Origin of the sequence: Streptomyces sp. 4N509B, assembly GCF_052245655.1 — a bacterium.
GTDB lineage: Bacteria > Actinomycetota > Actinomycetes > Streptomycetales > Streptomycetaceae > Streptomyces.
Genome location: NZ_JBQQBZ010000002.1, coordinates 109553 through 127586, shown reverse-complemented (window position 1 = coordinate 127586; position 18034 = coordinate 109553). Strand labels below are relative to the sequence as shown.

Below are 18034 nucleotides of genomic sequence, written 5' to 3'. Positions count from 1 at the left end.
TGACCTCCAGCCGTCCACGTGCGCGTCATGTCTCTCGACATCAAGGTAGCAACGGGGTGGGGCGCCGCATTCCCGCCGACCGGTGCGTTCGACGGGACGCGGCGCCCCACCCGGAAGCCGAATCGAGGCCGCCGGCTTACTGGCGAGCCGGCGTGCCGACGTGCCGGCGCCGGGCCCTAGCCGGCGACCGTCCAGGTGTCGCGGCCCGTGATCAGCGCGGACAGGTCGCCCTTGCCCTGCTTCTCCACCGAGGACTCCAGCTGCTGCGCCATCAGCTCCTCGTAGACCGGCCGCGCGACGCTGCGCAGCACCCCGATGGGGGTCTGGTGCAGGGTCTGCGGGTCGGCCAGCCGGGAGAGCGCGAACGCGAGGCTGGGGTCCGGGCTGTGGGCGTCGTGGACGAGGACGCCGTCGGTGCCGTGCTCGGCGACGTCGACGACGCGGAGCTGGCCGCTGGCCTGGTCGCGGATCACGGCCTTGTGGCCGAGGCCGTCCTCGGCGGGCGCGCCGAACCGGATCGGCTCGCCGTGCTCCAGCCGGATCACCGCCTCCTGCGCCTGCTGCTTGTCCTTCAGCACCTCGAAGGCGCCGTCGTTGAAGATGTTGCAGTTCTGGTAGATCTCCACCAGCGCCGAGCCGTGGTGCTCGGCGGCGGCGCGCAGCACGCTCGTGAGGTGCTTGCGGTCGGAGTCGACGGTCCTGGCGACGAACGACGCCTCGGCGCCGAGGGCCAGCGAGATCGGGTTGAACGGGTGGTCCAGCGAGCCCATCGGCGTGGACTTGGTGATCTTGCCGGTCTCCGAGGTGGGCGAGTACTGGCCCTTGGTGAGGCCGTAGATGCGGTTGTTGAAGAGCAGGATCTTCAGGTTGACGTTGCGGCGCAGCGCGTGGATCAGGTGGTTGCCACCGATGGAGAGCGCGTCGCCGTCGCCCGTGACGACCCACACCGACAGGTCGCGGCGGGCCGCGGCCAGGCCGGTGGCGATCGCGGGGGCGCGGCCGTGGATGGAGTGCATCCCGTAGGTGTTCATGTAGTACGGGAAGCGGGAGGAGCAGCCGATGCCGGAGACGAAGACGATGTTCTCCTTGGCCAGACCGAGCTCCGGCATGAAGCCCTGCACGGCCGCGAGCACGGCGTAGTCACCGCAGCCGGGGCACCAGCGGACCTCCTGGTCGGTCTTGAAGTCCTTCGCGGACTGCGGGGCGTCGGCGGTCGGGACCAGCGCGAGCGCCGTGCGCGTGGGTGCCTCAGTGGACACTGTCGATGGCCTCCTTGAGAGCGGACTGAAGCTGCTCAGCCTTGAAGGGCAGGCCGGTGACCTGCGTGACGGACCGCACGTCCACCAGGTACCGCGCGCGCAGCAGCGTCGCGAGCTGGCCGAGGTTCATCTCCGGCAGCACCACCCGGTCGTAGGCGCCGAGCACCTCGCCCAGGTTCGACGGCAGGGGGTTCAGGTGACGCAGGTGGGTCTGGGCGACCTGGCCGCCGGCGCGGCGGATGCGGCGGACGGCGGCGGTGATCGGGCCGTACGTCGAGCCCCAGCCGAGGACCAGGACCTTCGCGCCCTGGCCGGGCGGGCCGCTGGGGTCGTCCACCACGACGTCGGGCACCTCGACCCCGTCGACCTTGGCCTGGCGGGTGCGGACCATGTGGTCGTGGTTGGCCGGGTCGTAGGAGATGTTGCCGGAGCCGTCCTGCTTCTCGATGCCGCCGATGCGGTGCTCCAGACCCGGGGTGCCCGGCACGGCCCACGGGCGGGCCAGGGTCTGCGGGTCCCGCAGGTACGGCCAGAAGACCTCGGTGCCGTCGGCGAGCTGGTGGTTGGGCCCGGTGGCGAACTGCACGCGCAGGTCGGGGAGCTCGTCCACCTCGGGGATCCGCCACGGCTCGGAGCCGTTGGCCAGGTATCCGTCGGAGAGCAGGAAGACGGGCGTGCGGTAGGTCAGCGCGATGCGCGTGGCGTCGAGCGCGGCCGTGAAGCAGTCGGCCGGGGTGGCGGGGGCGACGATCGGCACGGGGGCCTCGCCGTTGCGCCCGTACATGGCCTGGAGCAGGTCGGCCTGCTCCGTCTTGGTGGGCAGGCCGGTGGACGGGCCGCCGCGCTGGATGTCGACGATCAGCAGCGGCAGCTCCAGCGACACGGCCAGGCCGATGGCCTCCGACTTCAGCGCCACGCCGGGGCCCGAGGTGGTGGTGATGCCGAGCGAGCCGCCGAAGGCGGCGCCGAGCGCCGCGCCGATGCCGGCGATCTCGTCCTCCGCCTGGAAGGTGCGCACGCCGAAGTTCTTGTGCTTGGACAGCTCGTGCAGCACGTCCGAGGCGGGGGTGATGGGGTACGAGCCGAGGAAGAGCGGCAGCTCGGAGCGGACCGACGCGGCGACCAGGCCGTAGGCGAGGGCCAGGTTGCCCGAGATGTTGCGGTACGTGCCGGCGGGGAAGGCGGAGGTGGCGGGGGCCACCTCGTAGGAGACGGCGAAGTCCTCGGTGGTCTCGCCGAAGTTCCAGCCCGCGCGGAACGCCGCGATGTTCGCCTCGGCCAGCTCGGGCCGCTTGGCGAACTTGCTGCGCAGGAACGTCTCGGTGCCCTCCGTCGGCCGGTGGTACATCCACGACAGCAGGCCCAGGGCGAACATGTTCTTGCTGCGGCCGGCGTCCTTGCGGGACAGGCCGTAGCTCTTCAACGCCTCGACGGTGAGCGTGGTCAGCGGGACCCTGTGCACCCGGAAGCCGTCGAGGGAGCCGTCGGTCAGCGGGTCGGCGGCGTAGCCCACCTTCGCCATGGCGCGGGAGGTGAACTCGTCGGTGTTGACGATGATCTCCGCGCCGCGCGGCAGGTCGGGAACGTTCGCCTTCAACGCCGCCGGGTTCATCGCGACGAGTACGTTCGGCGCGTCACCGGGAGTGAGGATGTCGTGGTCCGCGAAATGCACCTGGAACGAGGAGACGCCCGGCAGGGTGCCCGCGGGGGCTCGGATTTCGGCGGGGAAGTTCGGGAGGGTGGACAGATCATTTCCCAGAGAAGCCGTCTCCGAGGTGAAACGATCCCCCGTGAGCTGCATCCCGTCTCCGGAATCCCCGGCGAACCGGATGATGACCCGGTCCAGACGCTTGACGCTCTTGTTGTCCCGGCTCGCCTGGTCGACCTCGGTGGTCACTGCGTTAGCCCTCCTTCGAGGCGGCTCATGCAGCCATCGTACGCGGGTTAGGGTCACCTTCCTGACGGTGATCACATCATGGACGCCTGGTCCGATGGCCCCCGGGAGGGTGCGACATCCACCCAAAGCCGCCCTAAACTCCCTGATCGCGTGGCCCCCATCGCCCCCCGGATCCTCACCAGGCTCGCAGAGCGCCTAGGAATTGAGATAGGTGAGAACCGCCAGAACTCGGCGGTGATCTGTGTCACTCTGCGCCAATCCCAGCTTCATGAAGATGTTGCTCACGTGCTTTTCCACCGCGCCGTGGCTTACCACCAGTTGTCGTGCGATCGCCGAGTTCGTGCGGCCCTCCGCCATCAGACCTAGGACTTCCCTTTCCCGGGGCGTGAGTCCCGCCAGAACGTCCTGTTTGCGGCTCCGGCCCAGCAGCTGCGCGACGACCTCGGGATCGAGCGCGGTGCCGCCGGCCGCGACCCGCGCCACGGCCTCGACGAACTCGCTCACGTCCGCCACGCGGTCCTTCAGCAGGTACCCCACGCCCCGGCTCGACCCGGCGATCAGCTCCGTCGCGTACTGCTCCTCGACGTACTGCGAGAGGACCAGGACCCCGAGGTCCGGGAAGCGCTGGCGCAGCCTCACCGCCGCGCGCAGCCCCTCGTCCGTGTGGGTGGGCGGCATCCGCACGTCGGCGACGACCACGTCGGGCAGCGCCCCCGCCCCCGCCAGCTCGGTGACGGCCGCCACCAGCCCCTCGGCGTCACCGACGCCCGCGACCACCTCGTGGCCCCGGTCGTTCAGCAGCCGGGTCAGGCCCTCCCGCAGCAGCACCGAGTCCTCGGCGATGACCACCCGCACGTCCGGGCTCCGTTCCGTGGTGTCGTACGTCCGTCTCGTCGTGTCGCGCGCCCGGGGGGACCGCCGCCGGCCCGCCCTCGCGTGGCCCCAAGGATCTCACCCGCGTGAGCCGGCCGGCGCCGCCGCGGCCCTGTCCCGCCAGGGGAGCGCGGCGGTGACGGTGGTGGGGCCGCCGGGGGGTGAGTGGACGGCCAGGAGGCCGTCGACGGCGGCGAGGCGTTCGGCCAGGCCGGCGAGGCCGCTGCCGGCGTGGGGATCGGCGCCGCCGTGGCCGTCGTCGTGGACCTGGAGCATGAGGCGGTCGTCGGCGCGCCAGATGTCGACGCTGGCCTGGCGGGCGCCCGAGTGCTTGCTGACGTTCTGTAGCAGCTCGGAGGCCGTGAAGTACGCGATCCCCTCGATCGCCTCCGCCGGCCGGGCGGGGAGGTCGTCCGTCACGCGGACGGGGACGGCGGCGCGGGCGGCGACGGCCGACAGCGCCGGGCCGAGGCCGCGGTCGGTCAGGACGGCCGGGTGGATGCCGCGGGCGAGGTCACGCAGCTCCTGGAGGGCGAGCTTCACCTCGCCGTGCGCGTCGTCCACCATGCGGGCGGCGGCCTCCGGGTCCTCGGCCAGCTTCTCCTTGGCCAGACCCAGCTCCATCGCGAGGGCCACCAGCCGCGCCTGCGCCCCGTCGTGCAGGTCCCGCTCGATCCGCCGCAGGTCGGCGGCGGAGGTGTCCACCACCCGGGAGCGGCCCGTCTCCAGCTGACGCACCCGCGTCGCCACCCGCGTGGGGCCCAGCAGGTAGCTGACCATGGCGCGGTCCACCGTGGCCATGAGGCGGATCAGCACCGAGCCGCCGACCAGCACGATCGTGCCGCCGACGACGGCCATGACGTACTCGGCCGGCCCGTCCCACAGCCAGCTCTCGCCGTTCTCGGGGGTGATGCCGACGCCCGGCTCGTCGGTGAAGGCGGGGATGGTCCACGCCCACAGCGGCAGCGTCACCGACGCCCAGCCGGCCGCCCAGATCGCCACGACCGCGCTGAACGTGACGACCGCCCACGGGAAGTGCAGCAGCGCGTAGGCCACGGCACGCCAGGAGACGTTGCTGCGCAGGACCCCGACCAGCCAGGCCAGCGCGCCCTTGCCGTCCCGCGAGAGCGGCGGCTCGGGCGCGAGCACCTCGTGGCCGAGCAGCGCCCGCGCCCGCTGCCGCTCCAGCCAGCCGTAGCCGCGCAGGGCCAGCAGGACCAGCGCCATCAGCGGCAGGCCGACGAAGGTGATCAGCAGGCTGGCGCTGACGCTCAGGCCGGTGACGGCGAAGACGAAGCCGGCCAGCGCTACCGGAAAGTTCAGCAGGAGGTGCAGGCCCTCGCGGAGGGTGCGCGGCTGGACGGGCATCCGCAGCGTCTGCCAGAACCGCGCTCCCCGGGAGCTCGCGGCGTCGGCGCTCGGGCTCGGTCCGCTCGGTCCGCTCGGGCCGGTGCTCGGGTACGGACGCGTGTGGGTGTGCCGGTGGGTGTTCATACGGGTGTTCGAGTGGGTGCTCATCGCCGTGTTCCTTCGCGGGTGCCGGTCCGCTCCCGCCAGGGGAGCTCAGCGGTGACGGTGGTGGGGCCGCCGGGGGGTGAGTGGACGGCCAGGAGGCCGTCGACGGCGGCGAGGCGTTCGGCCAGGCCGGCGAGGCCGCTGCCGGCGTGGGGATCGGCGCCGCCGTGGCCGTCGTCGTGGACCTGGAGCATGAGGCGCTTGTCGGCGCGCCAGATGTCGACGCTGGCCTGGCGGGCGCCCGAGTGCTTGCTGACGTTCTGTAGCAGCTCGGAGGCCGTGAAGTACGCGATCCCCTCGATGGCGGGCGCCGGCCGGGCGGGGAGGTCGTCCGTCACGCGGACGGGGACGGCGGCGCGGGCGGCGACGGCCGACAGCGCCGGGCCGAGGCCGCGGTCGGTCAGGACGGCCGGGTGGATGCCGCGGGCGAGGTCACGCAGCTCCTGGAGGGCGAGCTTCACCTCGCCGTGCGCGCCCTCGACCAGCCGCGCCGCGGCCTCCGGGTCCTCGGCCAGCTTCTCCTTGGCCAGACCCAGCTCCATCGCGAGGGCCACCAGCCGCGCCTGCGCCCCGTCGTGCAGGTCCCGCTCGATCCGCCGCAGGTCGGCGCTCGCGGTGTCGGTCACCGTCATCCGGCCGAGTTCGAGCTGCGCGACGCGCCGCTCCAGCTCGTCCGAGGGCGACAGCAGCGCCCGCACCAGCGACCGGTCCACGTTCGTCATCCACCGCGCGAGCCAGGGCAGCAGCGGCCAGGCCACGAAGAGCGAGCCCAGCGTCACGACGAAGGAGATCAGCGACCACGGCAGCCGCACCACGAACAGCAGCGCCGACCGCCACCCCACCGGGTCCTTCAGCGTCGCCCACAGCCACGGCAGGAAGCCCGGCGGGCGGCTGCGTCGCAGCGGACTGGGCTCGTCGACCCGCATCCGCAGCAGCGCCCGGCTCCTGGCCCGCTCCCAGCCGCCGACCTCCCGCAGCACGGCCAGGCCGCCCGCGAGGATCGGCACGCCGAAGACGAAGAACGACGAGAGGACGCCCACCCACAGCCAGGCGCAGACGAACACGAAGGCGCCCAGGTCCACCATCCAGGCGGTGAGGAGATACGCGATCTCCCGCCACGTCTGGGAGCCCAGCGCGACGCGCGGCGGCGGCAACGCCTCCGGCTCGCGGGCGTCGGGGACGGAAGCACGGCTGTTCATGGCTCCAGCCTGCCCGGTGGCCCGGCACGGCGGCCATGGGGTGGATCGGTGAACGGGGGTGGGGATATCCCCACCCTTCTTCCATGGTCACAAGCGGCCCCTCACCCCCTAGACTCGCGTGCGACACTCACCCGCCCTGACGGCACCCCTGAGAGGCCACGGACGTGCCCGACTACTTCCACGGCTACACGGTCGTCGGACTGGTCGCCGTGGTCGGCGTGCTCTTCGTCACGGTGGCGTTCACCGCGGGCCGGCTGCTGCGTCCCGAGGTGCCCACCGAGGAGAAGCTGCTGACCTACGAGTGCGGCGTCGACCCGGTCGGTGAGGGCTGGGCCCACACCCAGATCCGTTACTACGTCTACGCCTTCCTGTACGTGATCTTCGCGGTGGACGCGATCTTCCTCTTCCCCTGGGCCACGGTCTTCGCCGCGGAGGGCTTCGGCGGGATCACGCTCGTGGAGATGTTCGTCTTCCTCGGCTTCCTCGGCGCGGGGCTGCTGTACGCCTGGCGAAAGGGCGTCCTGACATGGACCTGAGCCCCGCGACGCCCGCGCGCCCCTCGCTGGGCCCGTTGGCCCGGCTGGCCCCCGAGCCGATGAAGGTCATCCTCAACTGGGGCCGTCGGTACAGCCTGTGGGTCTTCAACTTCGGCCTCGCCTGCTGCGCGATCGAGTTCATCGCCGCGTCCATGGCGCGGCACGACTTCATCCGCCTGGGCGTCATCCCGTTCGCCCCCGGGCCGCGGCAGGCCGACCTGATGGTGGTCTCCGGCACCGTCACCGACAAGATGGCGCCGGCCGTGCGGCGGCTGTACGAGCAGATGCCCGAGCCGAAGTACGTGATCTCCTTCGGCGCCTGCTCCAACTGCGGCGGCCCGTACTGGGACTCGTACTCCGTCACCAAGGGCGTGGACCAGATCATCCCCGTCGACGTCTACGTGCCCGGCTGCCCGCCGCGGCCCGAGGCGCTGCTCCAGGGCATCCTCACGCTCCAGGAGAAGATCGCCGAGGAGTCGACGGCCGGCCGGTACGCCGCGAGCCCGCCGTCGGCCGCCGCGCTGACCAGCGGCCTCGTGGCCCCGCCGGCGGCCGGGGCCGGTGGCGCTGGTGACGCTGACGGGGAGGGGCCGCGGTGAGCGAGCCGGTGGCCGGCGAGCCGGGCGGGAGCGAGCCCGTGGCGGGTGGATCGGGCGAGCCGCTGGCGGGCGAGCCGGTGGGGTGGCTGCCGCGCGACGCGGCGGAGCTCTTCGGCGAGGGCGCACGGGCCCACGAGTCCTACGCGGTGCTGACCGTCGACGTGGCCGGCGGCGACGCGTGGCCCGCGGCCCTGCTGACCGCTCGCGACGAGCTCGGCTGCACCTATCTCGACTGGCTCAGCGCCGTCGACGAGCCGGGGGAGGGGCTGCGGGTCTGCGCCCACGTCGTGGCGCTCGGCGCCCCTGGCACGCCCCCCAGGCGGCTGCTGCTGCGCACCACCGTCCCCCACGCCGCCCCGTCCCTGCCGTCCGCGACCGGCGTCTACGCGGGCGCGGCCTGGCACGAGCGGGAGACGCACGAGATGTTCGGCATCGACTTCCCCGGCCACCCCGGGCACCCCGACATCCGGCCGCTGCTGCTGCCCGACGGGTTCGAGGGGTACCCGCTGCGCAAGGACTTCGTGCTGGCGGCCCGCGTCGTCAAGGCGTGGCCGGGCGCGAAGGAGCCGGGCGAGTCCGCGCACGGCGGCCCGAAGCGCCGCCAGATGCAGCCTCCCGGCGTCCCCGACCCGAACGAGTGGGGCCCGCTGAAGGGCACGCTGCCCGACGCCCCCGCCCGGCCGGCCAGGTCCGCCGGGGCCGCCAGGCCCCGCCGGGCGGCGGCGGGCGGTCCGGGCGGCCCGGGCGGCGAACGGCCGCCGCGCCGCACCCGCAGCGCGAGCGGCGGCTCGGCCAGCCAGCGTCAGGCGGGCGACCAGCCCTGGTCGGCGGGCGGGGACGGATCCTCCGAACGGCCCGAGCGGACCGAGCGGCCGGAGCGGCCGGAGCCTCCCGCGCGTCCCGGGCAGACCGAGGGGCCGGAGCGGCACGAGCGGCCCGAGCAGGGCGGGGAGGGCTGATGGACGTCGCCGAGGTGGCGCTGCGCGTGCTCGCCGTGCTGGTGGCGTTCCTGCTGCTGCCGCTCCTGGTGGGCCAGACCGAGCACAAGGTGATGGCCCACATGCAGGGCCGCGTCGGCCCCATGCACGCGGGCGGCTTCCACGGCTGGGCCCAGCTCGTCGCCGACGGCGTGAAGTTCGCGCAGAAGGAGGACACCGTCCCGGCCGGCGCCGACCGCCGGATCTTCCAGCTCGCGCCGGCCGTCGCGCTCATCCCCTACCTCGTGGTGCTCGTCGCCATCCCGCTCGGCCCCGACGAGCTCGTGGGCGAGACCCCGGACGCCGGCATCCTCTTCGTCCTCGCCGTCCTCGGCGTCGGCGTCCTCGGCTCCCTCATGGGCGGCTGGGCCTCGAACAACAAGTACTCGCTGCTCGGCGGCCTGCGCACCGCCGCCCAGCTGATGGCCTACGAGCTGCCGCTGCTGCTGTCGGCCGCGTCCGTCGCCATGGCGGCCGGGACGCTCAGCCTGACCGGCATCCTCGCCGAGTACGAGTGGTGGTGGGTGCCGTGGCAGCTCGTCGGCGGCCTGGTCTTCTTCGCCGCCGGCATGGCCGAGCTGCAACGGCCCCCGTTCGACGCGCCGATCGCGCCCGAGGAGATCATCTTCGGCGCCTTCACCGAGTACTCGGGCCTGCGCTTCGCCCTCTTCCTCCTCGCCGAGTACGCCGGCATCGTCGTCGTCTCCGCGCTGACGGCCGTGCTCTTCCTCGGCGGCTGGCACGGCCCGTTCTCCGACCAGCTCGGCTGGCTGTGGATGCTGCTGAAGACGGGCGCGCTCAGCTTCCTCGTGATCTGGGCGCGGGTGGCGTGGCCACGGCTGCGCGCCGACCAGATCCAGCGCTTCGCCTGGACCGTGCTGGTGCCGCTGGCGCTGGCGCAGATCGCGTTGACCGGAGTGATCAGGGTGGTGATCTCGTGAGCTTCGGCTCGGGGCTGGCCAGAGGGCTGGCGATCACGCTGCGGACGATGACGCGCCGCGCCGTTACCCAGCAGTACCCGGAGACGCAGCCGGCGCTGCCGCCGCGCAGCCGGGGGGTGATCGGGCTCTTCGAGGAGAACTGCACGGTGTGCATGCTGTGCGCCCGCGAGTGCCCGGACTGGTGCATCTACATCGACTCGCACAAGGAGACCCTGCCGCCCACCGCCCCGGGCGGCCGGGAGCGCAGCCGCAACGTGCTGGACCGTTTCGCGATCGACTTCGCGCTGTGCATGTACTGCGGCATCTGCATCGAGGTCTGTCCGTTCGACGCCCTCTTCTGGTCGCCGGAGTTCGAGTACGCCACGACCGACATCCGTGAGCTCACCCACGAGCGGGAGAAGCTGCGGGAGTGGATGTGGACGGTGCCCGAGCCGCCGCCGCTGGACCCGGCGGGTGACGAGCCGAAGGAGCTGGCGGCGGCCAGGAAGTCCGCCGAACGGCAGGCGGCCCAGGCAGCCCAGGCGGCGCAGGCCGCTGAGGCGCCCCAGGCCGGGCCGTCCGCCCCGCCCGAGGGTGAGGGTGACGGCACGGCCGGCGAGGCCGGCCGGGAGGGCGGAGCCCCGTGACCCCTCCCACCACCCACCGGCTCGCCGCCAGGGCCGCGGAGGCGGCCGATGCGGCCAAGGCCGACCACGGCTTCCTCTCGCCCTCCGGCCAGGAGGTCGTCTTCCTCCTCGTCGGCGTCGTCATCCTCGGCGCCGCCGTCCTGTGCGTCACCAGCCGCCAGCTCGTCCACGCCGCCCTGTGGCTGGTCGTCGCCCTCGGCGGCCTCGCCGTGCAGTACCTGCTGCTGACGGCCGAGTTCATCGCCTGGGTGCAGGTGCTGATCTACCTCGGCTCCGTCGTCGTGCTGCTGCTCTTCGGCCTGATGCTCACCAAGGCCCCCATCGGCCCCTCGCCCGACGCCGACTCCCGCAACCGGCCCGTCGCGCTGCTCGCCGCCCTCGCCGCCGCGGCCACCCTCGTCACCCTCGTCGTCGACGCCTTCCGCACCACCTGGATACGCCTGGACACGCCGCACGGCGCGTCGGGGCCCGTGGGGGAGAGCCTCTTCCGTCACTGGGTGCTGCCGTTCGAGGCGCTGTCGGTGCTGCTGCTGGCCGCGCTCGTCGGCGCCATCGTCGTCTCCCGGAAACGGGAGCAGGAGCGGGAGGGGGCTTAGGGACCCGATGCATCTCGTCTACCCCGCCGTGCTGGCCGCGCTGCTGTTCAGCACCGGCCTGTACGGGGTGCTCGCCCGACGCAACGCGATCCTCGTGCTGATGTCGGTCGAGCTGATGCTCGCCGCCGTCAGCCTCAACCTCGTCGCCTTCGACGTCTGGCTGCGTGACACCACCCACGCCGGCCAGGTCTTCACGCTCTTCCTCATCGCGCTGGCCGCCGCCGAGATCGGCATCGGCCTGGCCATCGTGCTGCTCATGTACCGCGCCCGCGGCACCTCCGCCATCGACCAGATGCGCGAGCTTCGGGACACCGACCGACCCCACGGCCCCACGGGCGTCGGCCCCGCCGCCACCGCGGCCCCCACCCGCGCCTCCACCCGCACGGCCTCGGAACCCGTCACGGAACCCGCAACGGACCCGACCACCCCCGCCGCCTCCGTCCCCGCCGAGAAACGCCGCCCGTGAACACAGCCACCGCCGCCTCCCTCGTCCCCCTGCTGCCGTTCGCCGCCGCCGCCCTGATCCTCCTCACCGGCCGCCGCGCGCCCGGCTTCGTCCGCCCCCTGGCCGTGCTGCCCACGCTCACCGCCGCGGGCTTCGCCGTCTACGTCGCCTACGAGCAGGGCGGCGAGGAGCCCGTCCGCGCCGCCACCACCCTCGCCGACCCCGGCAGCCCCGCCCCCACGATCGAGCTCGCCCTCCACCTCGACGGCTTCGCGGTGCTCGTCGCCGTCCTCGTCGCGGTCGTCGCCTCCTGCGTGCAGCTGTACTCCACCGGATACCTGCGCGGCGACACGCGCTACCCCTCCTACGCAGCCCTCGTCTCCCTCTTCACCGCCGCGATGCTGCTGGTCGTCTACACCGACGACCTGATCGTGCTGCTCGTGGGCTGGGAGGTCATGGGCATCTGCTCCTACTTCCTCGTCGGCCACTACTGGGAGACCGCCGCGGCCCGCGCCGCCTCGCTCAAGGCGTTCCTCGTCACGAAGCTCGGCGACGTGCCGTTCCTCGTCGGCATCATCGCCCTCGCCGCCGAGGTCGACAGCTTCCGCATCTCCACGATCGTCTCCCGCCTCACCTCCTCCCTCGCCGACGTCCAGCTCGACCACCCCACCCTCATCGCGCTGCTCCTGCTGGCCGGCGTCGCCGGCAAGTCCGCACAGGTGCCGCTCCACACCTGGCTGCCCGACGCCATGGCGGGCCCCACCCCGGTCTCCGCCCTCATCCACGCCGCCACCATGGTCGCGGCCGGCGTCTACGTCGTCGCCCGCCTGCTGCCCGTCTTCACCGCCTCCGCCGCCGCCCTCGTCGTGCTCGCCCTCATGGCCGCCGCCACGATGCTGCTGTCCGCGCTGGCGGCCCTCGTCCAGGACGACGTCAAGCGCGTCCTGGCCTACTCCACGATCGGCCAGCTCGGCTTCATGGCGGGCGCGCTCGCCGTCGCCGACCGCGAGGCGGCCGTCTTCCACCTCCTCACGCACGGCGCGTTCAAGGCGCTGCTCTTCCTGGCCGCCGGCGTCCTCATCCACACCGCGGGCACCGGCTCGCTCGCCGCCATGTCCCGGCTGCGCAACCTCAAGCAGCGCGCGCCCGACGCGTTCTGGACCATGACGATCGGGCTGCTGGCGCTGGCCGCGATCCCGCCGTTCTCCGGCTTCTTCTCCAAGGAGGCCGTGATAGCCGCGGCCGAGCACGCCGCCCTCGACGACGCGGCGGCCGGCGGCCACGGCGCCGCGGCCGTCCCCGTGGCCGCCGGCTGGATCGTGCTCGTCGCGGGCCTGGCCACGGCGCTGCTGACCGCCGCCTACGCCGCCCGGCTGTGGCTCGTCGCCTTCCACGACCCGGTCGGCGCCCGCACCGAGACCGTGCCCCTCGCCTCGGCCCACACCGCGACCAGCCCCGTCATGACCGCCGTGCTGTGGGTGCTGGCGATCCCCTCGCTGCTCCTCGGCCTCGCCTACGGCCCGCTGCCCGACTGGCTCGACGGCGGCTCGCTCGACCCCACCCTCGCCACCGCGGCGACCGCCACCGGCGCCGCCCTCCTCGGCGGCGCCGTCACCTGGATCGCCTGGCGGCGGGCCTACGAGAGCGACGGGCTGGTGGACCCCGCGCCCGCGCTGCTCGGCCGCCTGCGCCCGCACGCCGAGGCCGGCTTCCACCTCGACGCCGCCTACGCGGCGGCGTTCGTCCGCCCCACGCAGGCCGCCGCCCGGCTGGTGCGCTTCCTGGACCGCGCCGTCATCGACACCTACGTCCGCGCCACGGCCGCCGCACCCGGCTGGCTCGGCACCCTCACCCGCCGCGCCCAGACCGGCAACGTGCAGACGTACCTGAGCGTCCTCGTCGCCGGCTCCCTCGTCCTGGGGCTGGCCGCCGTCCTCGTCGCCGCAGGGGAGTGACCGTCGCGCCATGATCACCTTGAACGACACCACGATGCGGCTGCTGCTCGTCGCCGTCGTGCTGCTGCCGCTGCTCGGCGCGGCCGTGGCGGCGGTGCCGGCGGCGCTGCCCGCCCTCCGGGGCGCGGGCCGTGCCGCCGGCCGGAGCGAGGAGCGGAGCGGGGACCGTCCCGAGGGCCGTCCCGCCGAGGACGCCGGAGACGGCGGCGGCGCGGGCGACGAGGACGCCGACGCTGATGCCGATGCCGATGCCGACGCCGACGTCGATGACGGCGATGGCGACACGGACGCCGGGAGTGCCGGCGCCGACGCCACCGCCCCCGCCGACCGTCCCGGGCGGAAGCCGTTCGCGCTCGCCCTCAACGTCGTCGTCACCGGCGCCGTCCTCCTCGCCTCCCTCCTCCTCGCCGCCGGCTTCGACCACGACCACCCCGGCACCGTGCAGGCCGAGAGCGACGTCAGCTGGATCCCCGCCCTCGACATCCGCCTCCACCTCGGCGTCGACGGCATCTCCCTCCCCCTCCTCGTCCTCACCGCCCTGCTGACGTTCCTCGCCGCCCTTTACACCTACGCCCGCCCCCCGTCGGGCGGGCCGGGCCACGGCAGCCCCGCCGCCTTCGTGGCGCTGCTCCTCCTCCTGGAGTGCGGCACCCTCGCCACCTTCGCCGTCCTCGACCTGATGCTGTTCTTCCTGGCGTTCGAGACGGTCCTCATCCCCATGTACTTCCTCATCGCCCGCTACGGCGGCGAGGGCCGCGGGCCGGCCGCCTGGAAGTTCGTGCTGTTCACCGTGCTCGGCTCCGTCGTCATGCTGCTCGGCCTCCTCCTACTCGGTCTGACCGCGGAAACCTTCGACATGGTTGCCCTCGCCGAGGCCCACGGCGCCGGCATCGGCCACACCACGCAGCTGCTCGCGGTCCTCGCCATCGGCATCGGCCTCGCCGTCAAGACCCCCATGTGGCCGCTGCACAGCTGGCTCCCCGACGCCCACACCGCCGCGCCCACCGTCGGCTCGGTGCTGCTGGCCGGCGTGCTGCTGAAGATGGGCACCTACGGCCTGGTCCGCGTCGCCCTGCCGATGGCCCCCGAGGGCATGGAGACCTTCGCCCCGTACCTCGGCGCGTTCGCCGTCACCGGCATCATCTACGGCTCGCTCGCCTGCCTGGCCCTCGTCCGACAGGGCGCGGGCGGCGACCTGAAGCGGCTCATCGCGTACTCCTCCGTGGGCCACATGGGCTTCGTGCTGCTGGGCATCGCCACCCTCACGCCGACCGGCGTCAACGGCGCCCTGTTCGCCAACATCGGCCACGGCCTCGTCACCGGCCTGCTGTTCTTCCTGGTCGGCGCCCTGAAGGAGCGGACGGGCACCACGGACCTCGACGTGCTCGCCGCCGCCTCGCCCGGCGGCGCGGGCGCCGCGCTCTACGGGCGCACGCCGCGCTTCGGCGGCCTGCTGGCCTTCGCCGCCGTCGCCTCCCTCGGCCTGCCGGGGCTCGCCGGCTTCTGGGGCGAGCTGCTGGCCATGCTCGGCGCGTACCAGCCCGCCGACGGGCTCAGCCGCCCCGCCTACCTCACGTTCCTGGCCGTCGCCGCGTTCGGCACCCTCCTCACCGCCGCGTACCTCCTCCTCGTCGTCCGCCGCGTCTGCATGGGCACGGCGACGGGCGGCGAGAGCGACGGGAGCGGGGAGCGGACGGCGTCCACCCCGCCCGTCCTGCCCGTCCTGCCCGACCTTCGCCTCCACGAGTACGCCGCCTTCGGGCCGCTCGTCGCGCTCACCCTGCTGGCCGGCCTGTGGCCCGCCGTGCTGCTGGACCTCACCGACCCCGCCGTGCAACTCCTCCTCCCCGGAGTCGCCAGATGAACGCCGCCGACACGGTCTCGTCCATCCAGTCCGTGGACTGGGCGGTCATCGCGCCGCCCACGATCGCCGCCGTCGCCGCCGTCGCCGTGATGCTGGCCGACCTCTTCCTGCCGGCCCGCCTCAAGCCGCTGCTCGGCTGGGCCAGCGTCGGCGCCCTGGCGTTGGCGGCGCTCTCCCTCCTCCCGCTGCGTGACGGCGACCGCGCCACGTTCTGCCTGGGCGGCGGGGACGCCGCCGCCGTCACCTGCTCCTACGCCGCCGACCGCTTCGCCGTCATCGTCCAGCTCCTCGTCCTCGGCGGCGCGCTGCTGGCCGCGCTCCTGTCCCTGCCCGAGGTGGGGGAGGGGGAAGGGAAGCTGCCGGCCGGCGAGTTCTGGTTCCTGCTGCTGGCCTCCGCGTCCGGCGCGGCGCTGCTGCCGGCCGCCCGCGACATGGCGACGTTGATCATCGCGCTGGAGGTCACCACCCTCCCGGCGTACGCGCTGGTCGCGCTGCGCCGACCCCGTTCGGGCGTGGGCTCCTCGGCGTCGGAGACCGCCGGCGCCTCGGGAGGACCCGAGGCGGCCGTGAAGTTCTTCCTCACCTCCGTCACCGCCACCGCCGTCGCGCTCCTCGGCATCAGCTTCGTCTACGCCGGCTCCGGCAGCCTCCACCTCGACGCCATCGCCACCGGCCTGCCCGACGCCGACCCCCGGCTCGCCACCCTCGCCGAGGCCGGCGTGGCGCTGACCCTCGTCGGCTTCGCGTTCAAGATCGCCGCCGTCCCGTTCCACTTCTGGGTGCCCGAGACCTACGTCGGCGCCCCGCTGCCCGTGGCCGGATACCTCTCCGTCGTCGGCAAGACCGCCGGCCTCGCGGGGCTGATCCTCGTCACCACGCGCGCCTTCCCCGCGTACACGGAGCTGTGGGGCCCGGCCGTCGCGGTCCTCGCCGGCCTCACGATGACGGCGGGCAACGTCGCCGCGCTGCGCACCACGGCCGACGCCCCGCACAGCGCCATCCGCCTGCTGGCCTGGTCCTCGATCGCGCAGGCCGGCTACCTGCTCGTGCCGCTCGCGGCCGCCGCGTCCGCGCAGGACCCGGGCGCCGTGGGCGCCGCCGTCACGTACGCGCTGATGTACGGGGCGGTGAACCTCGGCGCCTTCGCCGTCGCGGCCCACGTGGCGCGGCAGCACGCCGCCCACCGGGTGGCGGACTACCGGGGGCTGTACGCCCGGCAGCCGCTCGCGGCCCTGGCCATGGCGTTCTTCCTGCTCTGCCTGGCGGGGCTGCCGCCGGGGGTCGTCGGGCTGTTCGCGAAGGTCGCCGTCTTCTCGACGGCCGTCGACGCCGACCTCGGCGTCCTCGCCACGGTGATGGCCGTGAACGTCGCCGTCGCCCTCTACTACTACCTGCGCTGGGCGGCGCTCCTCTTCCTCCGCCCCGAGCCCGCCCCGGTGCCGACGGCCGCGCCGGCCTCCGCCTCCGCGCCCGTAGCGCTTCCCGTCCCCCTCCGTGGCGCGATCGCCCTGACGGCCGTCGCCGCCCTCGCCCTCTCCGTCGCCCCGCAGCTCGTCCTCACCTTCGCGGACGGCACCCTGCTCTGACGCCTCTGCTCAGGCACTCCCCTGCCCGGACGTCTCCCGCCTGGGTGCTCTCGCGGACGCACCGCCGGGGTGCGCCGGGGGAACGCATTTGCGCCGAATGGCGTTGTCCCCATCGGGAGTGGCACTGTCGTGTGTGGAGAAGCCCCCCGGAAACACCCCACACCGCACACCTGGAGGGCACACCGTGCACCGCCGGCACAACGGACTGCGGACAGCCGCGCTGCTGGGCGGCATGTCCGCGCTCATCCTGCTCATCGGCAGTCTCTTCGGCAGCACCGGCCTCGTCATCGCCCTGCTCGTCGCCCTCGCCACCAACGGCTACGCCTTCTGGAACAGCGACAAGCTCGCGCTGCGCGCCATGCGCGCCCGGCCGGTCAGCGAGTTCGAGGCGCCCCAGCTGTACCGCATGGTCCGCGAGCTCGCCAGCCAGGCCCGCCAGCCCATGCCCCGCCTGTACATCTCGCCCACCGAGGCACCCAACGCCTTCGCCACGGGACGGAACCCACGCAACGCGGCCGTCTGCTGCACCCAGGGCATCCTGCGCCTCCTCGACGAGCGCGAGCTGCGCGGCGTCATCGGACACGAGCTCAGCCACGTGTACAACCGCGACATCCTGATCTCGTCGGTCGCCGGCGCCATGGCCTCGGTGATCATGTTCCTCGTGAGCTTCGCCTGGCTGGTTCCCATCGGCCGGGACGACGAGGACGGGCCCGGCATCGTCGGCATGCTGCTGGTCATGATCCTGGGCCCGGTGGCCGCCTCCCTCATCCAGCTCGCGGTCAGCCGCTCCCGCGAGTACGAGGCGGACGCCTCGGGCGTGGCCCTCACGGGGGACCCGCTGGCCCTGGCCAGCGCGCTGCGGAAGCTGGAGGAGGGCACCCAGCGCCGGCCGCTGCGGCCCGAGCCGCAGCTGGAGACGGCGAGCCACATGATGATCGCCAACCCGTTCCGGCGGGGCGAGGGCCTGGCCCGGATGTTCGCCACCCACCCGCCGATGACCGAGCGCATCGCCCGCCTCGAACGCATGGCGGGCGGCGGCCCGCAGCGCGAGCCCTGAGCCCTGCGAGGGGCGGCGGCACCGACGGCGGTCGTTCGAAAACGGATGGACCGCGTGGAGGGCGGACGCCTAGCCTGGGCTCTCCCCCAACGTGAGGACTTCGCGCGCA

General features: G+C 73.6%; 16 protein-coding genes. 11 read left to right on the top strand and 5 right to left on the bottom strand.

Annotated features, from left to right (window positions below; all coding sequences use genetic code 11):
• Positions 1-176: 176 nt before the first annotated feature.
• From ACTWP5_RS02675 to ACTWP5_RS02655, 5 genes are all read right to left on the bottom strand, one after another.
• Complete coding sequence (locus tag ACTWP5_RS02675) at positions 177-1259, bottom strand: 2-oxoacid:ferredoxin oxidoreductase subunit beta (protein WP_443219039.1); 1083 nt, start codon at positions 1257-1259, stop codon at positions 177-179.
• Positions 1249-3156: a 2-oxoacid:acceptor oxidoreductase subunit alpha gene (locus ACTWP5_RS02670; RefSeq protein WP_443219038.1), complete on the bottom strand. Its 1908-nt coding sequence runs from the start codon at positions 3154-3156 to the stop codon at positions 1249-1251. Before ACTWP5_RS02670 ends, ACTWP5_RS02675 begins: the two co-directional genes overlap by 11 nt.
• Positions 3157-3351: 195 nt before the next feature.
• Positions 3352-4011 (bottom strand): response regulator transcription factor, encoded by a 660-nt coding sequence (locus ACTWP5_RS02665; protein WP_443219037.1) that lies wholly within the window; start codon positions 4009-4011, stop codon positions 3352-3354.
• A 96-nt stretch (positions 4012-4107) separates the two neighbouring features.
• The gene (locus tag ACTWP5_RS02660; protein WP_443219036.1) at positions 4108-5547 is read right to left on the bottom strand and encodes a sensor histidine kinase; all 1440 of its coding nucleotides are present in this window, start codon (positions 5545-5547) and stop codon (positions 4108-4110) included.
• The gene (locus ACTWP5_RS02655) at positions 5544-6743 is read right to left on the bottom strand and encodes a sensor histidine kinase (RefSeq protein WP_443219035.1); all 1200 of its coding nucleotides are present in this window, start codon (positions 6741-6743) and stop codon (positions 5544-5546) included. The genes ACTWP5_RS02660 and ACTWP5_RS02655 overlap by 4 nt, the downstream gene beginning before the upstream one ends.
• 164 nt (positions 6744-6907) lie before the next feature.
• On the opposite strand from ACTWP5_RS02655, the gene ACTWP5_RS02650 reads away from it, so the two are divergent.
• From ACTWP5_RS02650 to htpX, 11 genes are all read left to right on the top strand, one after another.
• On the top strand, positions 6908-7279 hold the full coding sequence (locus ACTWP5_RS02650; protein ID WP_443219034.1) for an NADH-quinone oxidoreductase subunit A: 372 nt from the start codon (positions 6908-6910) through the stop codon (positions 7277-7279).
• Positions 7270-7878 carry an NADH-quinone oxidoreductase subunit B gene (locus tag ACTWP5_RS02645; RefSeq protein ID WP_443219033.1) on the top strand — a complete coding sequence of 203 codons (609 nt, stop codon included), beginning with the start codon at positions 7270-7272 and terminating at the stop codon, positions 7876-7878. The genes ACTWP5_RS02650 and ACTWP5_RS02645 overlap by 10 nt, the downstream gene beginning before the upstream one ends.
• Positions 7875-8837, top strand: a complete 963-nt coding sequence (locus tag ACTWP5_RS02640) for an NADH-quinone oxidoreductase subunit C (RefSeq protein WP_443219032.1) — start codon at positions 7875-7877, stop codon at positions 8835-8837. Before ACTWP5_RS02645 ends, ACTWP5_RS02640 begins: the two co-directional genes overlap by 4 nt.
• Complete coding sequence (locus ACTWP5_RS02635; RefSeq protein ID WP_443219031.1) at positions 8837-9796, top strand: complex I subunit 1/NuoH family protein; 960 nt, start codon at positions 8837-8839, stop codon at positions 9794-9796. Before ACTWP5_RS02640 ends, ACTWP5_RS02635 begins: the two co-directional genes overlap by 1 nt.
• 47 nt (positions 9797-9843) lie before the next feature.
• Positions 9844-10422 (top strand): 4Fe-4S binding protein, encoded by a 579-nt coding sequence (locus ACTWP5_RS02630; protein WP_443219323.1) that lies wholly within the window; start codon positions 9844-9846, stop codon positions 10420-10422.
• Positions 10419-11018: an NADH-quinone oxidoreductase subunit J family protein gene (locus ACTWP5_RS02625; protein WP_443219030.1), complete on the top strand. Its 600-nt coding sequence runs from the start codon at positions 10419-10421 to the stop codon at positions 11016-11018. The genes ACTWP5_RS02630 and ACTWP5_RS02625 overlap by 4 nt, the downstream gene beginning before the upstream one ends.
• Positions 11019-11025: 7 nt before the next feature.
• Positions 11026-11484 carry an NADH-quinone oxidoreductase subunit NuoK gene (nuoK, locus tag ACTWP5_RS02620; RefSeq protein WP_443219029.1) on the top strand — a complete coding sequence of 153 codons (459 nt, stop codon included), beginning with the start codon at positions 11026-11028 and terminating at the stop codon, positions 11482-11484.
• On the top strand, positions 11481-13418 hold the full coding sequence (locus ACTWP5_RS02615; protein ID WP_443219028.1) for an NADH-quinone oxidoreductase subunit 5 family protein: 1938 nt from the start codon (positions 11481-11483) through the stop codon (positions 13416-13418). The genes nuoK and ACTWP5_RS02615 overlap by 4 nt, the downstream gene beginning before the upstream one ends.
• Positions 13419-13428: 10 nt before the next feature.
• The gene (locus ACTWP5_RS02610; RefSeq protein WP_443219027.1) at positions 13429-15282 is read left to right on the top strand and encodes a complex I subunit 4 family protein; all 1854 of its coding nucleotides are present in this window, start codon (positions 13429-13431) and stop codon (positions 15280-15282) included.
• Positions 15279-16868, top strand: a complete 1590-nt coding sequence (locus tag ACTWP5_RS02605; protein ID WP_443219026.1) for an NADH-quinone oxidoreductase subunit N — start codon at positions 15279-15281, stop codon at positions 16866-16868. Before ACTWP5_RS02610 ends, ACTWP5_RS02605 begins: the two co-directional genes overlap by 4 nt.
• A 184-nt stretch (positions 16869-17052) precedes the next feature.
• On the top strand, positions 17053-17925 hold the full coding sequence (gene htpX, locus ACTWP5_RS02600; RefSeq protein ID WP_443219025.1) for a zinc metalloprotease HtpX: 873 nt from the start codon (positions 17053-17055) through the stop codon (positions 17923-17925).
• Positions 17926-18034 lie beyond the last annotated feature (109 nt).